The organism is Salmonella sp. 32100201201700099SM (genome assembly GCF_017572645.1).
GTDB classification, from domain to species: Bacteria; Pseudomonadota; Gammaproteobacteria; order Enterobacterales; family Enterobacteriaceae; genus Salmonella; species Salmonella enterica.
Map to the genome: position 1 here is coordinate 43451 of NZ_JAGERQ010000010.1, position 20145 is coordinate 63595.

21 protein-coding genes are annotated in these 20145 nt (G+C 51.7%); 14 read left to right on the forward strand and 7 right to left on the reverse strand.

Annotated elements, in window-relative coordinates; translation table 11 throughout:
* Positions 1–16: 16 nt before the first annotated feature.
* Positions 17–601: a ribosomal protein S5-alanine N-acetyltransferase gene (rimJ, locus tag J4685_RS16315; protein ID WP_000468204.1), complete on the reverse strand. Its 585-nt coding sequence runs from the start codon at positions 599–601 to the stop codon at positions 17–19.
* 236 nt (positions 602–837) lie between these two features.
* On the opposite strand from rimJ, the gene mdtH reads away from it, so the two are divergent.
* The 10 genes from mdtH to J4685_RS16365 all read left to right on the forward strand — a co-directional run bounded on the left by mdtH (position 838) and on the right by J4685_RS16365 (position 8247).
* On the forward strand, positions 838–2046 hold the full coding sequence (mdtH, locus tag J4685_RS16320; protein ID WP_000092178.1) for a multidrug efflux MFS transporter MdtH: 1209 nt from the start codon (positions 838–840) through the stop codon (positions 2044–2046).
* A 63-nt stretch (positions 2047–2109) separates the two neighbouring features.
* Positions 2110–2757, forward strand: a complete 648-nt coding sequence (grxB, locus tag J4685_RS16325; protein ID WP_000780893.1) for a glutaredoxin 2 — start codon at positions 2110–2112, stop codon at positions 2755–2757.
* A 124-nt stretch (positions 2758–2881) separates the two neighbouring features.
* Entirely contained in the window at positions 2882–3442 is a 561-nt protein-coding gene (locus J4685_RS16330; protein WP_000713054.1) for a lipoprotein, read from the forward strand.
* A gap of 103 nt (positions 3443–3545) precedes the next feature.
* Positions 3546–4592, forward strand: a complete 1047-nt coding sequence (pyrC, locus tag J4685_RS16335; RefSeq protein WP_000126589.1) for a dihydroorotase — start codon at positions 3546–3548, stop codon at positions 4590–4592.
* Between the two features lie 73 nt (positions 4593–4665).
* A complete protein-coding gene (dinI, locus tag J4685_RS16340; RefSeq protein WP_001217763.1) occupies positions 4666–4911 on the forward strand; it encodes a DNA damage-inducible protein I in 246 nt (81 codons plus the stop codon).
* A 289-nt stretch (positions 4912–5200) separates the two neighbouring features.
* The gene (gene bssS, locus J4685_RS16345; RefSeq protein ID WP_000414441.1) at positions 5201–5455 is read left to right on the forward strand and encodes a biofilm formation regulator BssS; all 255 of its coding nucleotides are present in this window, start codon (positions 5201–5203) and stop codon (positions 5453–5455) included.
* Between the two features lie 112 nt (positions 5456–5567).
* The gene (gene solA, locus J4685_RS16350) at positions 5568–6686 is read left to right on the forward strand and encodes an N-methyl-L-tryptophan oxidase (RefSeq protein WP_000873577.1); all 1119 of its coding nucleotides are present in this window, start codon (positions 5568–5570) and stop codon (positions 6684–6686) included.
* A gap of 40 nt (positions 6687–6726) precedes the next feature.
* Complete coding sequence (locus J4685_RS16355; protein ID WP_001253282.1) at positions 6727–6840, forward strand: YceO family protein; 114 nt, start codon at positions 6727–6729, stop codon at positions 6838–6840.
* A gap of 262 nt (positions 6841–7102) precedes the next feature.
* Positions 7103–7675, forward strand: coding sequence for a cytochrome b (locus tag J4685_RS16360; RefSeq protein WP_001159778.1), 573 nt, complete (start codon positions 7103–7105; stop codon positions 7673–7675).
* Positions 7672–8247 carry a YceI family protein gene (locus J4685_RS16365; protein WP_000739886.1) on the forward strand — a complete coding sequence of 192 codons (576 nt, stop codon included), beginning with the start codon at positions 7672–7674 and terminating at the stop codon, positions 8245–8247. Before J4685_RS16360 ends, J4685_RS16365 begins: the two co-directional genes overlap by 4 nt.
* A gap of 51 nt (positions 8248–8298) precedes the next feature.
* On the opposite strand, the gene J4685_RS16370 is transcribed toward J4685_RS16365, so the two are convergent.
* Positions 8299–9351 carry a rhodanese-related sulfurtransferase gene (locus J4685_RS16370; RefSeq protein WP_001144637.1) on the reverse strand — a complete coding sequence of 351 codons (1053 nt, stop codon included), beginning with the start codon at positions 9349–9351 and terminating at the stop codon, positions 8299–8301.
* A gap of 219 nt (positions 9352–9570) precedes the next feature.
* Between J4685_RS16370 and J4685_RS16375 the strand changes: the two genes are divergently transcribed.
* The 3 genes from J4685_RS16375 (at position 9571) to J4685_RS16385 (ending at position 12316) form a co-directional block, all read left to right on the forward strand.
* Positions 9571–10491 (forward strand): Kdo(2)-lipid IV(A) acyltransferase, encoded by a 921-nt coding sequence (locus J4685_RS16375; protein ID WP_000163977.1) that lies wholly within the window; start codon positions 9571–9573, stop codon positions 10489–10491.
* Between the two features lie 154 nt (positions 10492–10645).
* Positions 10646–11860 carry a multidrug efflux MFS transporter MdtG gene (gene mdtG, locus J4685_RS16380; protein ID WP_000075043.1) on the forward strand — a complete coding sequence of 405 codons (1215 nt, stop codon included), beginning with the start codon at positions 10646–10648 and terminating at the stop codon, positions 11858–11860.
* Between the two features lie 81 nt (positions 11861–11941).
* The gene (locus J4685_RS16385) at positions 11942–12316 is read left to right on the forward strand and encodes a MysB family protein (protein ID WP_000180071.1); all 375 of its coding nucleotides are present in this window, start codon (positions 11942–11944) and stop codon (positions 12314–12316) included.
* Here J4685_RS16385 and J4685_RS16390 read toward each other — a convergent pair whose 3' ends face one another.
* The 3 genes from J4685_RS16390 to mdoG all read right to left on the reverse strand — a co-directional run bounded on the left by J4685_RS16390 (position 12317) and on the right by mdoG (position 16689).
* Complete coding sequence (locus tag J4685_RS16390) at positions 12317–12544, reverse strand: YceK/YidQ family lipoprotein (protein WP_001217832.1); 228 nt, start codon at positions 12542–12544, stop codon at positions 12317–12319.
* A 73-nt stretch (positions 12545–12617) separates the two neighbouring features.
* Positions 12618–15161, reverse strand: coding sequence for a glucans biosynthesis glucosyltransferase MdoH (mdoH, locus tag J4685_RS16395; protein ID WP_001044610.1), 2544 nt, complete (start codon positions 15159–15161; stop codon positions 12618–12620).
* Complete coding sequence (gene mdoG, locus J4685_RS16400) at positions 15154–16689, reverse strand: glucans biosynthesis protein MdoG (RefSeq protein WP_011233079.1); 1536 nt, start codon at positions 16687–16689, stop codon at positions 15154–15156. Before mdoG ends, mdoH begins: the two co-directional genes overlap by 8 nt.
* Positions 16690–16960: 271 nt before the next feature.
* On the opposite strand from mdoG, the gene mdoC reads away from it, so the two are divergent.
* Positions 16961–18115 carry a glucans biosynthesis protein MdoC gene (gene mdoC / locus J4685_RS16405; RefSeq protein ID WP_000100069.1) on the forward strand — a complete coding sequence of 385 codons (1155 nt, stop codon included), beginning with the start codon at positions 16961–16963 and terminating at the stop codon, positions 18113–18115.
* Between the two features lie 16 nt (positions 18116–18131).
* Here the strand turns inward: mdoC and J4685_RS16410 are convergent, their stop codons facing one another.
* Together J4685_RS16410 and ymdB are read right to left on the reverse strand one after the other, a co-directional pair.
* Positions 18132–19619, reverse strand: coding sequence for a phospholipase D family protein (locus J4685_RS16410; RefSeq protein ID WP_011233080.1), 1488 nt, complete (start codon positions 19617–19619; stop codon positions 18132–18134).
* Complete coding sequence (ymdB, locus tag J4685_RS16415) at positions 19555–20094, reverse strand: O-acetyl-ADP-ribose deacetylase (RefSeq protein WP_000203942.1); 540 nt, start codon at positions 20092–20094, stop codon at positions 19555–19557. Before ymdB ends, J4685_RS16410 begins: the two co-directional genes overlap by 65 nt.
* Positions 20095–20145 lie beyond the last annotated feature (51 nt).

Consider the following 20145-nt stretch of genomic DNA (forward strand, 5'->3'; position numbering starts at 1 on the left):
TCATTCCGTAAGCCGCTCAACGCCCCGGCGTCCATAACGGCGTGGTTAACGCCGTCAGGACATGGTCGCGCCATTGTCCATCAATCAACAGGTAATCTTTCGCATAGCCTTCTTTCTCAAAGCCAAGCCGCGCCAGCAACGCGCCGCTACGTTTGTTGTGCGGCATATAGTTCGCCATGATACGGTGGATATGCTGAGTGCGCTGCATATAGCGAATCGCAGCGGTTAAGGCTTCAAACATCAGCCCCTGCCCCTGCCACTTCTGCGCAATGGAATAGCCCAGATAACAGGCATGAAAAGAACCGCGCACCACATTGGAAAAATTCGCCACGCCGATAATTTCTTTTTCTTCCGGATCAAGTAGCGCGAAATAGAAGGCGGAGCCCTGTTTGTGAAATTCACCGATCATTCCCAGACGCGCCTGCCATCCTGAAGGATAACAATGACTTTCATCACGGACCGGTTCCCAGGGTTTTAAAAAATGACGATTTTCCGCGTAATAATCGGCCAGACGCCAGGCATCACGCTCATGCACTAAACGTACCACCAGACGATCGGTGGTTAAGCGCACTTTTGGCACGTTACTACGATAGCCAAACATTCTATACCTACTCCTTCCTGTAACGTCTTCAGCACGCCAGTAACATTACTATACCTGCGCAACCAGGCTCTGTGAAAAGCGCAAATCGTCATTTTTTGAATTGCTGCCACATTTTGATGAAAACTCTCGATTAAAAAGGACTTTTGATAAAAAAATATTGTCCCGCTAACGGTAGGAAAAAACGAAACGCCGCCGCAGAATAGAAGACGCTCATCTTTTATTTCCCGGGAGGGGAAATGTCGCGCGTCTCGCAGGCGAGGAACCTGGGTAAATATTTTCTTCTCATCGATAACATGTTAGTGGTGCTGGGTTTTTTCGTCGTCTTCCCGCTCATCTCTATTCGCTTTGTCGATCAAATGGGGTGGGCTGCCGTAATGGTAGGGATCGCGCTCGGCCTGCGCCAGTTTATTCAACAAGGTCTGGGCATTTTTGGCGGCGCCATCGCCGATCGCTTTGGCGCGAAACCGATGATTGTCACCGGTATGCTGATGCGCGCCGCAGGCTTTGCCACCATGGGTATCGCGCATGAGCCCTGGCTCTTGTGGTTTTCCTGCTTTCTTTCCGGTCTCGGCGGTACGCTTTTCGACCCGCCGCGTTCAGCGCTGGTGGTCAAATTAATTCGTCCGGAGCAACGGGGCCGCTTCTTCTCTCTGTTGATGATGCAGGACAGCGCGGGCGCGGTGATTGGCGCGCTGCTGGGAAGCTGGTTGCTACAATACGATTTTCGCCTGGTCTGCGCGACAGGTGCTATTTTGTTCATATTATGCGCCCTTTTCAATGCATGGCTGCTTCCGGCCTGGAAGCTATCAACGGTCAGAACGCCGGTGCGTGAAGGAATGCGCCGCGTCATGAGCGATAAAAGGTTTGTCACCTACGTGCTGACGCTGGCGGGCTACTATATGCTGGCGGTACAGGTCATGTTAATGCTGCCGATTATGGTAAACGATATCGCCGGTTCGCCTGCTGCCGTGAAATGGATGTACGCTATTGAGGCGTGTCTCTCGCTGACGTTGCTCTACCCGATTGCCCGCTGGAGCGAAAAGCGTTTTCGGCTGGAGCATCGGCTGATGGCCGGTTTGCTCGTCATGTCGCTGAGCATGCTCCCCATCGGGATGGTGGGCAATTTACAGCAGCTTTTTACGCTTATTTGCGCTTTCTACATCGGCTCGGTTATCGCCGAACCGGCGCGCGAAACGCTCAGCGCGTCGCTCGCGGACGCGAGGGCGCGGGGAAGCTATATGGGCTTTAGCCGTCTGGGATTAGCCATTGGCGGCGCGATTGGTTATATCGGCGGCGGCTGGTTGTTTGATATGGGGAAAGCGCTTGCGCAGCCTGAACTACCGTGGATGATGCTCGGTATTATCGGCTTTATCACCTTTTTGGCTTTAGGCTGGCAATTTAGTCATAAGCGCACGCCGCGCCGGATGCTGGAACCCGGCGCCTGATTTGATACCTGTCGCTATCTCCTCCATACTGGTCAGGAACCGACAGTCAAATGGAGGAGAAACGTGAAGCTTTATATTTACGATCATTGCCCTTTCTGCGTTAAAGCCCGCATGATTTTCGGCCTGAAGAACATCCCCGTTGAACTTAACGTGTTACAAAATGACGACGAGGCGACGCCCACCCGGATGATTGGTCAAAAGATGGTGCCCATCCTGCAAAAAGATGATAGTCGCTACCTTCCTGAAAGTATGGATATTGTACATTATGTCGACAACCTCGACGGCAAACCGCTGTTAACCGGGAAACGTAATCCAGCCATTGAAGAGTGGTTGCGCAAAGTTAACGGTTACGTTAATCAGCTACTGCTGCCGCGATTTGCAAAATCCGCTTTCGATGAATTTTCTACCCCTGCGGCGCGCCAGTATTTTATCCGCAAAAAAGAGGCCTCATCTGGCAGTTTTGACAACCATCTTGCGCACTCTGCCGGACTGATTAAAAAGATCGGCGATGATTTACGTTTGCTGGATAAACTCATCGTACAGCCTAACGCCGTTAACGGCGAATTATCGGAAGATGATATTCATCTGTTTCCGCTTCTGCGTAATCTGACGCTGGTCGCCGGTATTCACTGGCCGACAAAAGTCGCGGACTATCGCGATAATATGGCGAAGCAGACGCAAATTAATTTACTCTCCTCAATGGCTATCTAACGCCCGCCAGGCGGCAACCCTTTCTTGCCGCCTTTTTCAGCTTTTTTTAGTGGTGCCATGTCCGCTGGCGCGACATGCTGCTTTGTGTCAAGATTAGGGCACAGGCAACATGCTAAGGAACGCCATGAAAAAGTTTTTTTTTGCCGCTGCGCTGGTAGTTAGCGGCCTGTTAGTGGGTTGTAATCAACTTACGCAATACACCATTAGCGAACAAGAAATCAATCAAGCGCTTGAAAAACGGAATAATTTCTCAAAAGATATTGGTCTGCCCGGCATTGCCGACGCGCATATCGTATTGACTAACCTTGCCAGCCAGATTGGTCGGGAAGAACCTAATAAAGTCACCCTTACTGGCGATGCCAGGCTGGATATGAATTCCCTGTTTGGCAGTCAAAAAGCGACGATGAAACTCAAGCTAAAAGCCCTGCCGGTCTTTGATAAAGAAAAAGGCGCCATCTATCTTCAGGAGATGGAAGTAGTAGACGCCACCGTGACGCCGGAGAAAATGCAATCGGTGCTACAAACGCTCCTGCCTTATTTAAATCAGTCTTTACGTAGCTACTTTAACCAGCGGCCCGCTTACGTGTTGCGTGAGGACAGCAGTAAAGGCGAAGCGTTAGCAAAGAAACTCGCGAAAGGCATTGAAGTTAAACCTGGTGAAATCGTTATTCCTTTCACCAATTGATTTCGGAGGGCGCGCTCGCGCCCTTTTTTTACGTGCAAACGAAAACGTTTCCGCTTATCCTTTGTTTCCGGCAAAAAGACTATTCCTCAGCCGGAGCTTATTAATGACTGCACCATCCCAGGTTTTAAAGATCCGCCGCCCGGACGACTGGCACGTTCACCTTCGCGATGGCGACATGTTAAAAACGGTCGTACCCTATACCAGCGAAATTTATGGTCGCGCTATCGTGATGCCGAACCTGGCGTCCCCCATCACGACCGTTGATGCAGCGATCGCCTACCGCCAGCGTATTCTCGATGCGGTGCCCGCCGGGCATGATTTCACGCCGTTAATGACCTGCTATTTAACGGATTCGCTCGATGCCGATGAACTGGAGCGTGGTTTCCATGAAGGCGTGTTTACTGCGGCCAAGCTTTACCCGGCCAATGCCACCACTAACTCCAGTCATGGCGTAACGTCAGTCGACGCTATCATGCCGGTACTGGAGCGGATGGAAAAACTCGGAATGCCATTGCTGGTCCACGGTGAGGTGACCCATGCGGATGTTGATATCTTCGATCGCGAAGCGCGTTTTATCGACACCGTAATGGAACCGCTACGCCAGCGTCTGACCGCGCTTAAAGTGGTCTTTGAACACATCACAACCAAAGATGCCGCGCAGTATGTACGTGACGGCAGCGACAACCTGGCGGCGACCATTACGCCTCAACATTTAATGTTTAACCGTAATGATATGCTGGTCGGCGGCATTCGTCCTCACCTGTACTGTCTGCCGATTCTGAAACGCAATATTCACCAGCAGGCGTTACGCGACCTGGTCGCCAGTGGTTTTACGCGCGCCTTCCTGGGGACGGATTCAGCGCCGCATTCACGTCATCGTAAAGAGACCCGTTGCGGCTGCGCCGGTTGTTTCAACGCCCCCTCCGCTCTTGGCAGTTATGCCGCCGTGTTTGAGGAAATGAACGCGCTGGCGCACTTTGAAGCGTTCTGTTCACTGAATGGCCCGCAATTCTATGGCCTGCCGGTGAATACGGGGTGGGTGGAACTGGTTCGCGATGAACAACAGATACCGGAAAATATCGCGCTGGCTGATGATTCGCTGGTGCCTTTTTTAGCGGGTGAAACAGTACGCTGGTCAGTAAAAAAATAAAAAATGCGCTTACCTGTTGCTATATATTGGATTTAACTGTATATATATCCAGTATATTCAACAGGGGGCCATTATGCGTATTGAAGTCACTATAGCCAAAACGTCACCTCTGCCTGCCGGTGCGATTGATGCGCTGGCGGGCGAACTCTCCCGTCGTATTAGCCATCATTTTCCTGAGAACTTGGGGAACGTCACCGTGCGTTACGCTACCGCCAACAACTTGTCCGTCATTGGCGCATCAAAAGAGGACAAAGAACGCATTAGCGAGATTCTCCAGGAGACCTGGGAGAGCGCTGATGACTGGTTCATCAATGAATAAAAAATGATATGCAGTGATGTATGTTTGCCGGGTCGCCCCGGCTTTTTTATTTGCGCAACTGATGAATATTTCACCTGACCCTCAAAATAATTGCACAACATCCTAAAAAAATATGAATGAACTGCCGCTTTACTGTTCATATAATTCTTAAAAAGAGAAATTTATCCTCCGGTCTCTTTAAAAACGCAGTGAATAGCCTTATTAATTGGTATACTGAAGTTGCTTCAGAAGAAAAACACGCATTGAACCTCGAGAACCGTTGTCTTATAACACGTACCAGGGGGGCATGATGGAAAAGAATAATGAAGTCATTCAGACCCATCCGCTTGTAGGATGGGACATCAGCACCGTCGATAGCTATGATGCGCTGATGCTGCGTTTACACTACCAGACCCCAAATCGTCCGGAACCGGAAGGGACTGAAGTTGGTCAAACGCTCTGGTTAACGACAGATGTAGCCAGGCAATTTATTTCAATATTAGAAGCCGGCATCGCCAAAATAGAATCAGGCGATTACCAGGAAAACGAGTATCGTCGCCATTAGCGTGACGCGCTCCCCCTCTCTCAGGCACCGTAAGGTGCCTCACTTATTTCTGGCTTGTATATCTCAGCGCAGTTATTTACCCTGAAATCATCGCGATAGCAGAGAGAAGCTGATGAAATACGGCCTTATTATTATCGGCAGCGGTTCGGTTGGCGCCGCCGCTGGTTATTACGCCACCCGCGCCGGGCTAAAGGTCCTGATGACCGATGCGCATATGCCGCCTCATCAACAGGGCAGCCACCACGGCGATACCCGTCTTATCCGCCACGCTTATGGTGAAGGCGAAAAATATGTCCCGCTGGTGCTTCGCGCCCAGACGCTTTGGGATGAACTCTCCACACACAATGAAGAGCCTATTTTTGTCCGCTCCGGCGTCGTCAACCTCGGCCCGGCCGATTCCGCTTTCTTAGCCAACGTCGCACGAAGCACGCAACAGTGGCAATTGAACGTCGAGCGCCTGGACGCGACGGCCCTCATGACGCGCTGGCCGGAAATTCGCGTGCCCGATAATTATATCGGGCTGTTTGAAGCTGACTCCGGTTTCCTGCGCAGCGAATTAGCCATTACCACATGGCTTCGTCTGGCCCGAGAGGCAGGCTGCGCACAGCTATTCAACAGCCCGGTAAGCCATATTCACCATGATGATAACGGTGTGACGATAGAGACGAGTGAAGGCTGCTACCACGCCAGCAAAGCGCTGATTAGCGCGGGCACCTGGGTCAAAACGCTGGTACCGGAGCTGCCCGTTCAGCCCGTACGTAAAGTTTTTGCCTGGTTTAAGGCGGATGGACGTTACAGCACTAAAAACCGCTTTCCGGCCTTTACCGGCGAAATGCCCAACGGCGATCACTATTACGGTTTCCCGGCGGAGAACGACGAGTTAAAAATCGGCAAACACAATGGCGGGCAGCGAATACAGGCACCGGAAGAGCGCAAGCCCTTTGCCGCCGTTGCCAGCGATGGCGCGGAAGCATTTCCTTTCCTGCGTAACGTACTGCCGGGTATCGGCGGTTGTTTACATGGGGCGGCATGTACCTATGATAATTCGCCGGACGAGGATTTTATTATCGATACGCTGCCTGGCCATGAGAATACGCTTGTCATCACTGGACTCAGCGGACATGGTTTTAAATTCGCCCCGGTGTTAGGAGAAATCGCTGCGGATTTTGCGTTGGGAAAAACGCCCTCCTTTGATCTGACGCCGTTCCGGCTTTCCCGTTTTAGCCAATAATTTGTCGGCCCCGTAAAGGGGCTGTTTATTAAGGTAAGCTATGCGTCGTCTCTTTCATTTTCTGATGAATAATATTCGCGAACATTTCATGCTTTACGTTATTCTTTGGTCGCTGCTGGCAGTGATGGATATTGTTTATCTCCTTTTCTTCTGATGGCTTTTCATTGACATTAACTGACACTTCCTGAAAATTCCTCACTTTTTATTTCATAATGTTGAAGCACGGTAATAATGCCAGTTCCTGCCGTTGCGCGGTTATCAGGGGGAAATATCTCGAAACTTCTGAAGCTGAACCGCAAACAACATCAAAATTATTGAAATAAAAATAAATATCATTCAAATTCTTATTTATAAGTTGCATTCGGCGCTTTTCCACGCCATTTTCATTCTCTCGTGAAATATTCATTGGTGTGTTTATGCAATTTAAAAATACTCCACAGCGTTATGGCGTGGTTTCCGCCGCGCTCCACTGGCTGACCGCCCTGGTGGTCTATGGCATGTTTGCGTTGGGTTTATGGATAGTCACGCTCAGTTATTACGACGGCTGGTATCACCAGGCACCGGAAATACATAAAAGTATTGGCATATTACTGATGATGGCGCTGATCGTGCGTATTATCTGGCGGCTTTATTCTCCGCCGCCCGTTGCGTTGACCAGCTATTCCCGTTTAACGCGCGCTAGCGCCGCCGCGGGTCATCTCCTCCTGTATCTCCTGCTCTTTGCGATAATCATTAGCGGCTACCTGATTTCCACCGCCGACGGTAAACCGATTAGCGTCTTTAGCTGGTTTGAGATTCCGGCCACGCTTACGGACGCGGGCGCGCAGGCTGACATCGCCGGAACACTGCATCTGTGGTTTGCCTGGTCGCTGGTCATTATCTCGCTCTCGCATGGGGTTATGGCGCTAAAACACCATTTCATCGATAAAGACGACACTCTGAAACGTATGACAGGAATGTCGTCATCTGACTATGGAGCTCAAAAATGAAAAAAAACCTACTGGGATTCACCCTCGCATCCTTGTTATTCACGACCGGTTCCGCCGTGGCGGCGGAGTATAAAATTGATAAAGAAGGCCAACATGCGTTCGTCAATTTCCGCATCCAGCATCTGGGCTACAGCTGGCTATACGGCACCTTTAAAGATTTCGACGGCACGTTCACTTTTGACGAAAAAAATCCGTCGGCAGACAAAGTGAACGTGACCATTAACACCAATAGCGTCGACACTAACCATGCCGAACGTGACAAACACCTGCGTAGCGCGGAGTTTCTTAATGTTGCGAAATTCCCGCAGGCAACCTTCACCTCTACCAGCGTGAAAAAAGAGGGCGATGAACTGGATATTACCGGCAATCTGACGCTCAATGGCGTGACTAAACCGGTGACGCTGGAAGCGAAGCTGATGGGCCAGGGCGACGATCCGTGGGGCGGTAAGCGCGCGGGCTTTGAGGCCGAAGGAAAAATTAAGCTGAAGGATTTCAATATAACTACCGATCTCGGCCCAGCCTCACAAGAGGTGGAGCTTATCATCTCAGTAGAAGGCGTTCAGCAGAAGTAACGCCTGGCGAAATGCCGGATAGCGGCCTTTACGCCGCTATCCGGCAAAATATTACTCAGCCGGATCGGGAATGCTCAGTTTGCTATTAAGCCGACCACGCGATTTATTAAAAATTTTGTTGCCGTTCTCGCGACCCGCACGACGTCGGCGCTGTTCTTCCTCCGGCAAGGCCAACTCTTCACAGCATTGTTCACTACAGCAGCCGTTAAATTTACTGGCGCACTGCGGACACTGGATAAACAGCAGATGGCAACCGTCATTTTTGCAGTTGGTATGGCTATCGCAGGGCGCGCCGCACTGATGGCAATGCGCGATAACCTCATCCGAGATTCGTTCGCCCATTCGCTCATCAAATACAAAATTTTTGCCGATAAAGCGAACGGGAAGCCCCTGCTCGCGCGCGCGACGGGCGTATTCAATGATGCCACCCTCAATATGCCAGACTTTATTGAAACCGTTGTGTTTCATCCAGGCGCTGGCTTTCTCACAACGAATACCGCCGGTACAGTACATCACTATCTTTTTATCTGCATGTTCCCGCAGCATTTCAACCGCTTTTGGCAACTGTTCACGAAACGTATCCGCCGGGATTTCCAGAGCATTTTCGAAATGGCCGACTTCATACTCATAGTGGTTGCGCATATCAATAAAGACCGCATCAGGATCGTCCAGCATCGCATTCACATCTGCCGCCTTCAGATAATCGCCGACATTACTGGCGTCAAAAGTCGGATCGTCAATTCCGTCAGCGACGATACGGTCGCGAACTTTCATACGCAGCACCCAAAATGACTTTCCGTCATCCTCCAGCGCGATATTTAAACGCAGCCCGTCCAGCGCGGGGTCGAACGTATAAAGCTGTTGACGAAAGGTCTCGACCTTGCTTTGCGGCACGCTGATTTGCGCATTGATGCCCTCATGCGCCAGGTAAACGCGACCAAAAACGTCCAACGCCGTAAACACCTGATACAACGCGTCCCGCGTCTGTTGCGGCGAGGCGATAGTGAAATATTTATAAAAAGAAATTGTCGTACGCGGCTCGCTTTCCGCCAGCATTTTGGCTTTCAGCTCGTCATTAGAGATGCGGTTGTGTAACACTGGCATAGTGTACGTATCCTGCAATCAGCAAAAAATAAAGTGGGCAGGCATGATAAGGCAAGTCTCGCCAATTTACATCCACACATTTTGCGCTACATTTCCTGCTTTACACTAAATAATTAACAACAATTGTCGATTTAATCGCCACTCTCCTGCTACATATTTTTGCTCAACGCAAAAAGATGCGAGAATACGGGGAATTGTTCGTTGAAAGACAGGATAGAAATGACGAAGTTGCCTAAGTTCTCCGTGGCCTTACTGCATCCGCGCTATTGGTTAACCTGGTTGGGTATAGGCGCGCTTTGGTTGGTCGTGCAACTCCCCTACCCGGTCATCTATAAATTGGGTTGCGCATTGGGCCACCTGGCGCGACGCGTAATGAAACGCCGCGCGAAAATCGCCTATCGCAACCTTGAATTATGCTTTCCGGAAATGACCGCGCAGGAACGCCACACCATGGTGGTCAAAAACTTTGAATCCGTCGGTATGGGCGTGATGGAAACCGGCATGGCCTGGTTCTGGCCCGATCGGCGAGTGAACCGCTGGATGGAAGCGAGCGGTCTGGAGCATATCCGTGAAGTTAAAGCGCAGGGGCTGGGGTTCATTCTGGTAGGAATACATTTCCTTACCCTTGAGTTTGGCGCCCGCATGTTTGGTATGCATAACCCGGGGATCGGAGTTTATCGCCCGAATGATAATCCGTTGCTCGACTGGTTACAGACCTGGGGACGCTTACGCTCCAATAAATCGATGTTGGATCGCAAAGATCTGAAAGGCATGGTTAAGGCATTGAAAAGCGGCGAATTGATCTGGTATGCGCCGGATCACGATTATGGCCCGCGCGCCAGCGTTTTTGTACCATTATTCGCCGTCGACCAGGCCGCTACGACCTCCGGTACCTGGATGCTCGCGCGCATGTCTAAAGCCTGTATTATCCCCTTCGTTCCTCGCCGTAAACCCGATGGGAAAGGCTACGAACTGATCATTCTTCCTGCAGAATATTCGCCTCCGCTGGAGAGCGCAGAAGCGACTGCCGCATGGATGAATAAGATTGTTGAGCAGTGCATTATGATGGCGCCAGAGCAGTATATGTGGCTGCATCGCCGCTTTAAAACTCGCCCTGAAGGCGTACCGTCGCGCTATTGACAGGATTGCAGCCGTCAGGCTGCAATTTTTCCCCTCTTTTAGCTTTAAAAGCTCCCCACATTGCGAGGCTGGTAAGGTCGGCGCATAATTATAATTAGTACGCTCATAATTAAATTGATGATAGCGCAAAACGCGCATCATACTGTGGAACGCTATGTCACCCTCTGATGTCCCCATAAACTGGAAACGCAATCTAACTGTTACCTGGCTGGGCTGTTTTTTAACCGGCGCGGCATTCAGCTTGGTCATGCCTTTTCTCCCTCTCTACGTTGAGCAACTCGGCGTAACAGGCCATAGCGCGCTCAACATGTGGTCCGGGCTGGTCTTTAGTATTACGTTCCTCTTTTCAGCTATTGCTTCCCCTTTTTGGGGCGGCCTGGCGGATCGTAAAGGGCGTAAGATCATGCTGTTGCGTTCCGCTCTCGGCATGGCCATTGTGATGCTGTTAATGGGCATGGCGCAAAATATCTGGCAATTTCTGATCCTCCGCGCGTTATTAGGCCTGCTGGGCGGATTTATTCCCAACGCCAATGCGCTCATCGCCACTCAGGCGCCGCGCCACAAAAGCGGCTGGGCGTTAGGGACGCTCTCTACTGGCGGCGTCAGCGGCGCTCTGCTTGGCCCACTTGCGGGCGGTCTGCTCGCCGACCATTACGGCCTTCGCCCGGTCTTTTTTATTACCGCCAGCGTTTTGTTTATCTGTTTTCTGCTCACCTTCTTTTTTATTCGCGAGAATTTCCTGCCGGTGAGCAAAAAAGAGATGCTTCACGTTCGGGAAGTGGTCGCCTCGTTAAAAAATCCCCGCCTGGTGTTAAGCCTGTTTGTCACCACGCTGATTATTCAGGTGGCGACGGGGTCTATTGCGCCCATCCTGACGCTCTATGTGCGCGAACTCGCAGGCAATGTCAGTAATATTGCGTTCATTAGCGGAATGATAGCGTCCGTTCCCGGCGTGGCGGCATTACTTAGCGCCCCCCGGCTCGGCAAGCTCGGCGACAGAATTGGCCCGGAAAAGATCCTTATCGTCGCGCTGATTATTTCCGTACTGCTGCTGATTCCAATGTCTTTTGTGCAAACGCCGTGGCAGCTCGCGCTATTGCGGTTTCTGCTTGGCGCGGCGGATGGCGCGCTGCTGCCAGCCGTTCAAACTCTGCTGGTTTACAACTCTACCAACCAGATAGCCGGGCGCATATTCAGTTACAACCAATCTTTCCGCGATATCGGCAACGTCACCGGCCCTCTCATGGGCGCCGCAATTTCCGCGAGCTATGGCTTCCGCGCCGTATTCTGCGTCACGGCAGGCGTGGTGTTGTTCAATGCTATCTATTCATGGAACAGCTTACGACGGCGCAGACTGGCAATAGAATAATTTTTGCGCTTTCATACTTGCAATATTACAGAATCAGCTATTCTTTCCCTAAATACCTCGTCAAATCAAAGGGAGACACTGATGACCATGTATGCCACGCTGGAAGAAGCTATCGATGCAGCCCGGGAAGAATTTCTGGCTAACCATCCAGGCCTCGAACAAGATGAAGCGAATGTGCAGCAGTTCAACGTTCAGAAATATGTACTGCAGGATGGGGACATCATGTGGCAGGTCGAATTTTTCGCCGATGAAGGTGAAGATGGCGAATGTCTGCCGATGCTGAGTGGTGAAGCCGCGCAGAGCGTGTTTGACGGTGATTATGATGAGATAGAGATCCGCCAGGAGTGGCAGGAAGAGAATACTTTGCATGAATGGGATGAAGGGGAATTCCAGCTTGAACCCCCGCTTGATACCGAGGAAGGCCGTACTGCGGCAGACGAATGGGATGAGCGTTAATTACTCATAAGGCCCGTGGTGAATATCGAGCGGCAGCAGCAATGTATCGAAGATCAGTGAGAAGGGCAGATCGAGGATAGTGATATAGCGCCATGCGGAATCACGCATATCCCACTGCACGCCAGGGTAATACTGGTTGCCGTGTCCTTGTCCGGGGATCGTTCTGCTGATAATACTGCCGCAGCCGCTCAGGGTAATCACCATTATGCTCACCGCGAATATACGCACCTGATACCTCATTTCACTATAAAAATACCGGCATCACGCCGGTATTTTTCACCTCACTCCAGACCTGAAGACCTTATCTCGCTGACGATGTTCGTCCCTGCAACGCCTGCGGATTCAGGACGAGAGACTGATAATGGTTTACCCAGGAAGAGTATCTCTCTGGCGCATTCCAGACCCGATAGTGTAAACGCGCCATCGTCACCGGATCGCTGAGCAAAACCAGACGCCGATCGCGGTTCAGTTTCTCCGGCGTTTCGTTTAGCGCCTGCTCCACATGACGATCGCGGGCTATTTCCAGTACCTTACTGGCGCGGTGACGCGCAGTGGCCATCGCGGTCGCCAGCGCATTAAGCGACGGGTTAAATACCGCATGCATAAAGCCATCGTCCAGAATACGGCGGCGATTCATCTCCAGATATTTATCGGTATCGACCAACACCTGAGGCGGCGAATACTCTTCCGGGATCAGGAACAGCTTCCAGCGTTTGGTGCGTAATCCTACCGTTGAACGACTGGAGATCACCGAAACAAATGGCGACAGAATCAGCGAAAAGACAATCGGCGCCAGCCAGAACAGAAAGCGTAAATCCAGCCACGCCATACCCACCGCCCAGACCAGCCCCAGCAGCAGTTGAGAGCCGTGACGCATAAAGGCTTCTCCCCACGGCGTAGAATCATCGTCGCGTTGCGGTGAGTTCCAGACCACTTCCCAGCCGAGAAACGCGCTGACCACAAATACGGTATGAAACAGCATACGTACCGGCGCCAGCAACACGGAGAACAGCACTTCCAGCAACAGCGACAGCGTAACGCGCCAGAAACCGCCATACTCTTTGGTGCCTTTACACCAGATCAGCATAATACTGAGCAGCTTCGGCAGGAACAGCAGCACCATCGTTGACGCAAACAGCGCGATTGCCAGTTCCGGACGCCACTGCGGCCAGACCGGAAAAAGCTGGCGCGGCTGAAGGAAATATTGCGGCTCTGTTAACGCATGAACGACCTGCAGCGCGGTAGAAAGCGCGAGGAACATAAACCATAACGGCGCGGACAGATATGACATTACCCCCGTCAGGAACACGGCGCGATGCACCGGGTGCATTCCTTTCACCAGGAACAGACGAAAGTTCATCAGGTTGCCGTGACACCAGCGGCGGTCGCGTTTAAGCTCATCCAGCAGGTTTGGCGGCAGCTCTTCATAGGAGCCGGGGAGATCGTAGGCAATCCAGACGCCCCACCCTGCCCGACGCATTAGCGCCGCCTCCACAAAGTCGTGGGAAAGAATCGATCCGGCGAACGAACCTTCTCCCGGCAGCGGCGCCAGAGCGCAGTGCTCGATAAACGGCTTCACGCGGATAATGGCATTGTGCCCCCAGTAGTGCGACTCCCCCAACTGCCAGAAGTGCAGCCCGGCGGTAAACAGCGGCCCATAGACGCGGGTCGCGAACTGTTGGCAGCGGGCATACAGAGTATCCATCCCCGACGCTTTCGGCGAAGACTGGATAATCCCGGCGTTTGGATTCGCTTCCATCAGGCGCACCAAGCCGCTCAGACACTCGCCGCTCATCACTGAGTCCGCGTCCAGCACCACCATATAGCTGTACTGATTGCCCCAGCGGCGGCAAAAATCGTCAATATTGCCGCTTTTGCGTTTCATACGGCGGCGGCGGCGACGGTAAAAAATTTGGCCTTCGCCCTGCACTTCCGCGATAAGCTCCATCCACGCCTTTTGCTCCGCCACGCAGATATCCGGGTTATAACTGTCGCTAAGGATATAGACGTCGAAATGCGCGGCGTTGCCTGTGGCTTTAACGGACTCCCAGGTCGCGCGCAGACCGGCGAAAACGCGACTAACGTCTTCATTACAGATAGGCATGATCAGCGCCGTCCGGTGTTCCGGATTGAGGGGCTCATCGCCAACCGTAGACGCGGAGATGCTGTACTTATCGCGCCCGATAAGCAGTTGCAGGAAGCCCATCAGCGCCGTCCAGAATCCGGCTGACACCCAGCAGAACAGCACGGCAAACAGAATCAGGATACCGGTTTGCAGCATGTAGGGCAGGAGCTGCATAAAAGAGACCCAAATATCCTGCCCCACCATATCCATAGGATTGATGAGCGCCCATCCCTGATAAGGCAGAATGGTCTTCATATACCAGGTCGCGACGACGGTTTGCGCCAGAGTCAAAATTAACAAAATATAGCGGCGTATAGTGCCGACGGTACGCCATTTTTGCTCGCTCGCCTGCTCTTCTTTTGTCAGACGAGAAACATAGCGCGGCGTTACATCCCGCCCACGCAGACGATCCCAGAAACGGCCAACCGGGTTGGTTCGCCAGGGATCGGGAAACATCGAAGAGCGCGTCGCTTTTGGCATAGCCTGCAACTGATCGCGCCCTTCATCATCTTTAATTAACTGCCCCTTCGCCAATGAATCCGGCCAGGCGTGTTCAAGGCGGGCTTTTACGGAACCCTGCGGTGAATCGTCTTCTCGCGAGTAAGTCCGATGCTCGGCATCCAGCGCCTGATGCACGGCGCGGATGTCAGTTTTCGGCAATGCCGCTTTCTCACGTTCAGAAAGCAGCAGTGCGTCAATATACTCAGTTGTTTTATTCATTGGCAGGTAACTGGTAGCTCCAGGTTTCACTTAGCGTCTGATCGGCATTCACCAATGCGGCACGCATTTCCGTGGTTTTCTTCGCGTCTTTGACTTTCACGCGCAGCATTAAACGCCAGCCTTTAGTGACTGGGTTATAGCGTACATTACTGTCAACGATTTCACCGTTATCGCCAATGCTGGTTTGCGCAGCGACAGGCGTATCCGGCGGCAGTTTTTTCATGTCGGCGCCAACGAAATCCACCACAAAGGCAATAGTGCCGTCGGGCTGGCGAATCAGATTCGACTGTTTAACGTCGCCCGTTGAGCGGCGTGTTTGCAGCACCCAGGCATTATCCGGCGCATGAAGTTTATCTTCATCGCGGCTGAAGGTCAGAGTGTACTTGAAGTTCATCTCTTTACCCGGTTCCGGCAGTTGATCCGGAGTCCAGTAAGCGACGATGTTATCGTTGGTTTCATCATTGGTCGGAATTTCAACCAGTTCAACCTTACCTTTGCCCCAGTCGCCTTTCGGGGTAATCCAGGCGCTTGGACGCAGGTCGTAGCGATCGTCTAAATCTTCAAAGCGCGAGAACTCGCGACCACGCTGCAACAGGCCGAATCCCTGAGGGTTTTCCATCGCATAGCTGCTCACAGCGAGGTGTTTTGGATTGTTCAGCGGACGCCAAATCCACTCGCCATTACCCGCATGAATGGATAAGCCGTTCGAGTCATGCAGTTCCGGACGATAGTTGGTCGTCGGCGACGGCTGGTTTGGCCCAAACAGGAACATACTGGTTAATGGCGCAACGCCCAGCTTGCCCACTTTATCGCGCAGATAGACTTTTGACTGCACGTCCACTACGGTATCGCGGCCAGGAATGATCACAAAACGGTAAGCGCCGGTCGCGCGCGGAGAATCCAGTAATGCATAGACGGTCAAACGCTTATCGGTGGGTTTTGGACGCTCAATCCAGAACTCGCGAAAGCGGGGAAACTCTTCACCAGATGGTAAGGCGGTATCAATCGCCAGGCCGCGCGCAGATAAGCCATATACCTGGCCTGCGCCGATAACGCGGAAATAGCTGGCGCCAAGCATACTGACGATTTCGTCGTTCTTATCTTTACTGTTGATGGGGTACAGTACTTTGAACCCGGCGAAGCCTAAATCTTTTACCGTGTCTTTATCGTGCTGAACATTGCCAAAATTGAAGTAATCCGGGCTGTATTTGATTCTTTTGACCGTCGTCGCCGTCACTTCGTTAATCTTGACCAGCGTATCGAAGTACATCCCCTGATGGTAAAATTCGAGCTTAAAAGGGGTCTTTAAGTTGTTCCAGTAGGCTTTATCGCTGTTAAACTGGATCTGCTGATAATCCGCATATTTCATGTCGCGGAAAACGGAGGGCAAGTTGCTTTTAGGCGCCTCATAGCCTTTCCCGGCTAAAGATTGAGCTTGTTTTGCCACGTCATCAATACTGAACGCCCAGCTCGATGATGCGTAGAGCGTTAACATAATAGCTGCGCCCAACCAACGCATTTTCATCATTTGTCGTTTATGTTTCATAATAAGTAAGCACTTCCCCCTTTGTGTGCTTATATCGATCCGATCCATTTTAATGGATAATCAGGCATTACGACAACTGAATCCAGGCTTTGTTCAGCGCGCTGGCTCATGGATTAAGCACCTCCCGCGCCTGTTTTCACTTTGCGTGCTTATCCTGGAGACAGGTTGTCGGAGTTGGTGTAGGGTTGCTACCGAATGTAACTATAATTCGCCTTATGGATAAGGTGAAAAATCTGAGAATACGTGACCTTATATGAGCTCTGTACCCGCGCCGCGCGAATATTTTCTTGACTCTATCCGCGCATGGCTGATGTTGTTAGGGATTCCCTTTCATATCTCGTTGATCTATTCCACTCACAGTTGGCATGTCAATAGCGCCACGCCATCGTGGTGGCTAACCCTGTTTAACGATTTTATCCACGCTTTTCGTATGCAGGTGTTTTTTGTTATTTCTGGTTATTTTTCGTACATGTTGTTTTTACGTTATCCGTTAAAACGCTGGTGGAAAGTACGGGTAGAACGTGTGGGTATTCCCATGCTTACCGCAATCCCTTTGCTTACCTTGCCGCAATTTATCCTGTTGCAATATGTCAAAGAGAAAACAGAGAACTGGCCTACACTCTCTGCCTATGAAAAATATAATACGTTAGCGTGGGAACTCATTTCACATCTGTGGTTTTTACTGGTGCTGGTGATATTAACCACAGTCAGCATCGGGATTTTTACCTGGTTCCAAAAAAGGCAGGAAACAAGCAAGCCTCGTCCCGCCGCTATTTCACTGGCCAGGCTTTCGCTTATTTTTTTCCTGCTGGGGATGGCTTACGCCGCTATCAGGCGCATTATTTTCATCGTATATCCGGCAATCCTCAGTGACGGCATGTTCAATTTTATTGTGATGCAAACGCTATTTTATGTGCCGTTTTTTATTCTCGGCGCGTTGGCCTTCATTCACCCCGATCTGAAAGCGCGCTTCACCACGCCCTCACGCGGATGCACTTTAGGCGCTGCCGTTGCTTTTATCGCGTATCTGCTGAATCAACGTTATGGGAGCGGCGACGCCTGGATGTACGAAACCGAATCCGTGATTACGATGGTAATGGGGCTATGGATGGTGAACGTGGTATTTTCACTGGGGCATCGCTTGTTAAACTTTCAGTCCGCGCGTGTCACCTATTTCGTGAATGCTTCGCTGTTTATTTATCTGGTGCATCATCCCTTAACGCTTTTCTTTGGCGCGTATATTACACCGCATATCTCCTCCAACCTGATCGGGTTCTTGTGCGGGCTGATATTTGTTATGGGTATTGCGTTAATTCTGTATGAAATTCATTTACGCATCCCGCTCCTGAAATTTCTCTTTTCAGGTAAACCGCCGGTAAAACAAGAAAGCCGCGCCGCGATCGGGTAGTTTTCCGCGCGCGGGTTCACAGCAACCATTCCACAGGTAAAATTGCCGCCAACCGTACCAGAACTCGCTGCCAGAAACGCGTAGCGGGTTCTTTCTTTAACACCTTTTCCTCTTCTTGCTGACGATCGATCCAGTTAATTCGTCCCCAGCGATCCAGCCGCAGTTGCCAGGCCGCATCGCGTTGGCTCTGCGTAAAACGCTTATGAATAAGCGTCGCCAGCGTTTCACTTTCAATGACAAAGCCCATTTCGGTATTTAAAAGCGTTGAACGGGGATCAAAATTAAGCGACCCGATAAACACCTTACTACCATCAATACTGAACGTTTTAGCATGTAAGCTGGAACCTGAGTTCCCGGTGAGTCCGCGATCATGTACGGCGGTTTCATGTTCGCGGGTCGGTTTCAGTTCGTAGAGCTCCACGCCATAGCGCAGTAATTTCTTGCGCCAGCGCGCGTACCCTGCGTGAACGACCGCCACATCGTTGGCCGCCAGAGAGTTAGTTAAGATGGCGATCTTCACACCTTTCCTGACCAGATTAAGCAACTGCGCCACGCCTGCGCGCGTAGGGACAAAGTAAGCGGAAATAATGTCGATACGCTCCGTCGGCGACCCCATCACGTCAAATAATCGCTGCGGAAGAAGCGAATGGCGCTGCGCCTTCCCCTCGCCTTTAGAAGGGTCATCGCTAAGCAAGCGTGTTTTTGCCCAAATCAGCGGCAACGTTCCGCAATCGAGATCCGCCATAAACTGGCTGGTTTCCAGCTTATGCAGATAACGGCGGGTGATCTCATCGTTATACCAGGATTCGGGAAGTTCGATACGCTGCGTCAGTTCCTGCTCAGAAAGGGATAATACTTGCTGCAATGTCGACACTGAACTACAGCGCCAGTAACGTTCAAAATCATTGGCGACATCATTGACCACCGGGCCAATGGCCATCACGTCCAGATCGGAAAATAGCGGCTCCTCGCCAGCGCCGAAATAGGCATCGCCGATGTTGCGCCCACCGACCAGCGTCACTACGCCGTCGGCAGTGTAACTTTTATTGTGCATCCGCCGATTCAGCCGCGCAAAATCCGTCAAATATCCCAGCGCGCGTAGCGTACGAAAAGAGAAAGGATTAAACAGACGAACTTCGATATTAGGATGGCTATCCAGCAAGCGCAACGTATCATCCAGACCAGGCGTATTGTTATCATCCAGCAGCAGACGAACATGAACGCCGCGCTTCGCCGCCGACAGCAGAACCGAAAAGAGCAGCCGCCCGGACATATCGTCTTCCCAAATATAATACTGCACATCCAGCGTCCGCGCCGCCATTTCGGTCAGGCGGTAGCGGGCGGCAAAAGCGTCCAGACTGTTATCCAGCGCAAGAATGCCGCACTCTCCGGGATGGCGCGCGCATAGCGGTTCAACGGCACGCTCCAGGCGTGTTTTATCAGGCAGGGTCGTCGCCTTGCTGAGTAAGTAATCTTGCGTAAAGCCGGGCTGTTTCTTCATCATGACAGACAAAGTATACCTGTTCAGGCAGAGCGTAACGGGTAATAAAATCTGAAACCGTCCTGACGGCGACTTCAGCGGCCTGGGCGCGTGGATAGCCATAAACGCCGGTACTGATTGCCGGAAAAGCGATGGAACGAAAGTGATTCGCCTCGGCAAGCAGCAAACAATTCCGGTATGCCTCTTCGAGTAGCTCAGCTTCCTGGTGTTCGCCGCCTCGCCAGACGGGCCCCACTGTGTGAATAACCGCCTTTGCCGAAAGCTTGCCAGCAGGCGTGATAACCGCATGTCCCGTCTGACATTCGCCCTGTTGCTGACGGATGAGTTTACAGGCGTCCAGCAATGCCGGCCCCGCCGCGCGATGAATCGCGCCGTCTACGCCACCGCCGCCCATTAATGATGCGTTAGCGGCATTCACAATCGCATCGACGCTAAGTTGAGTGATATCACCCTGTATGACCTGAAGACGTGATGTCATAACCCCCCCCCTTTTGTCTCACCTTATCTGCAAAGTGTACAGCAGGGCTTT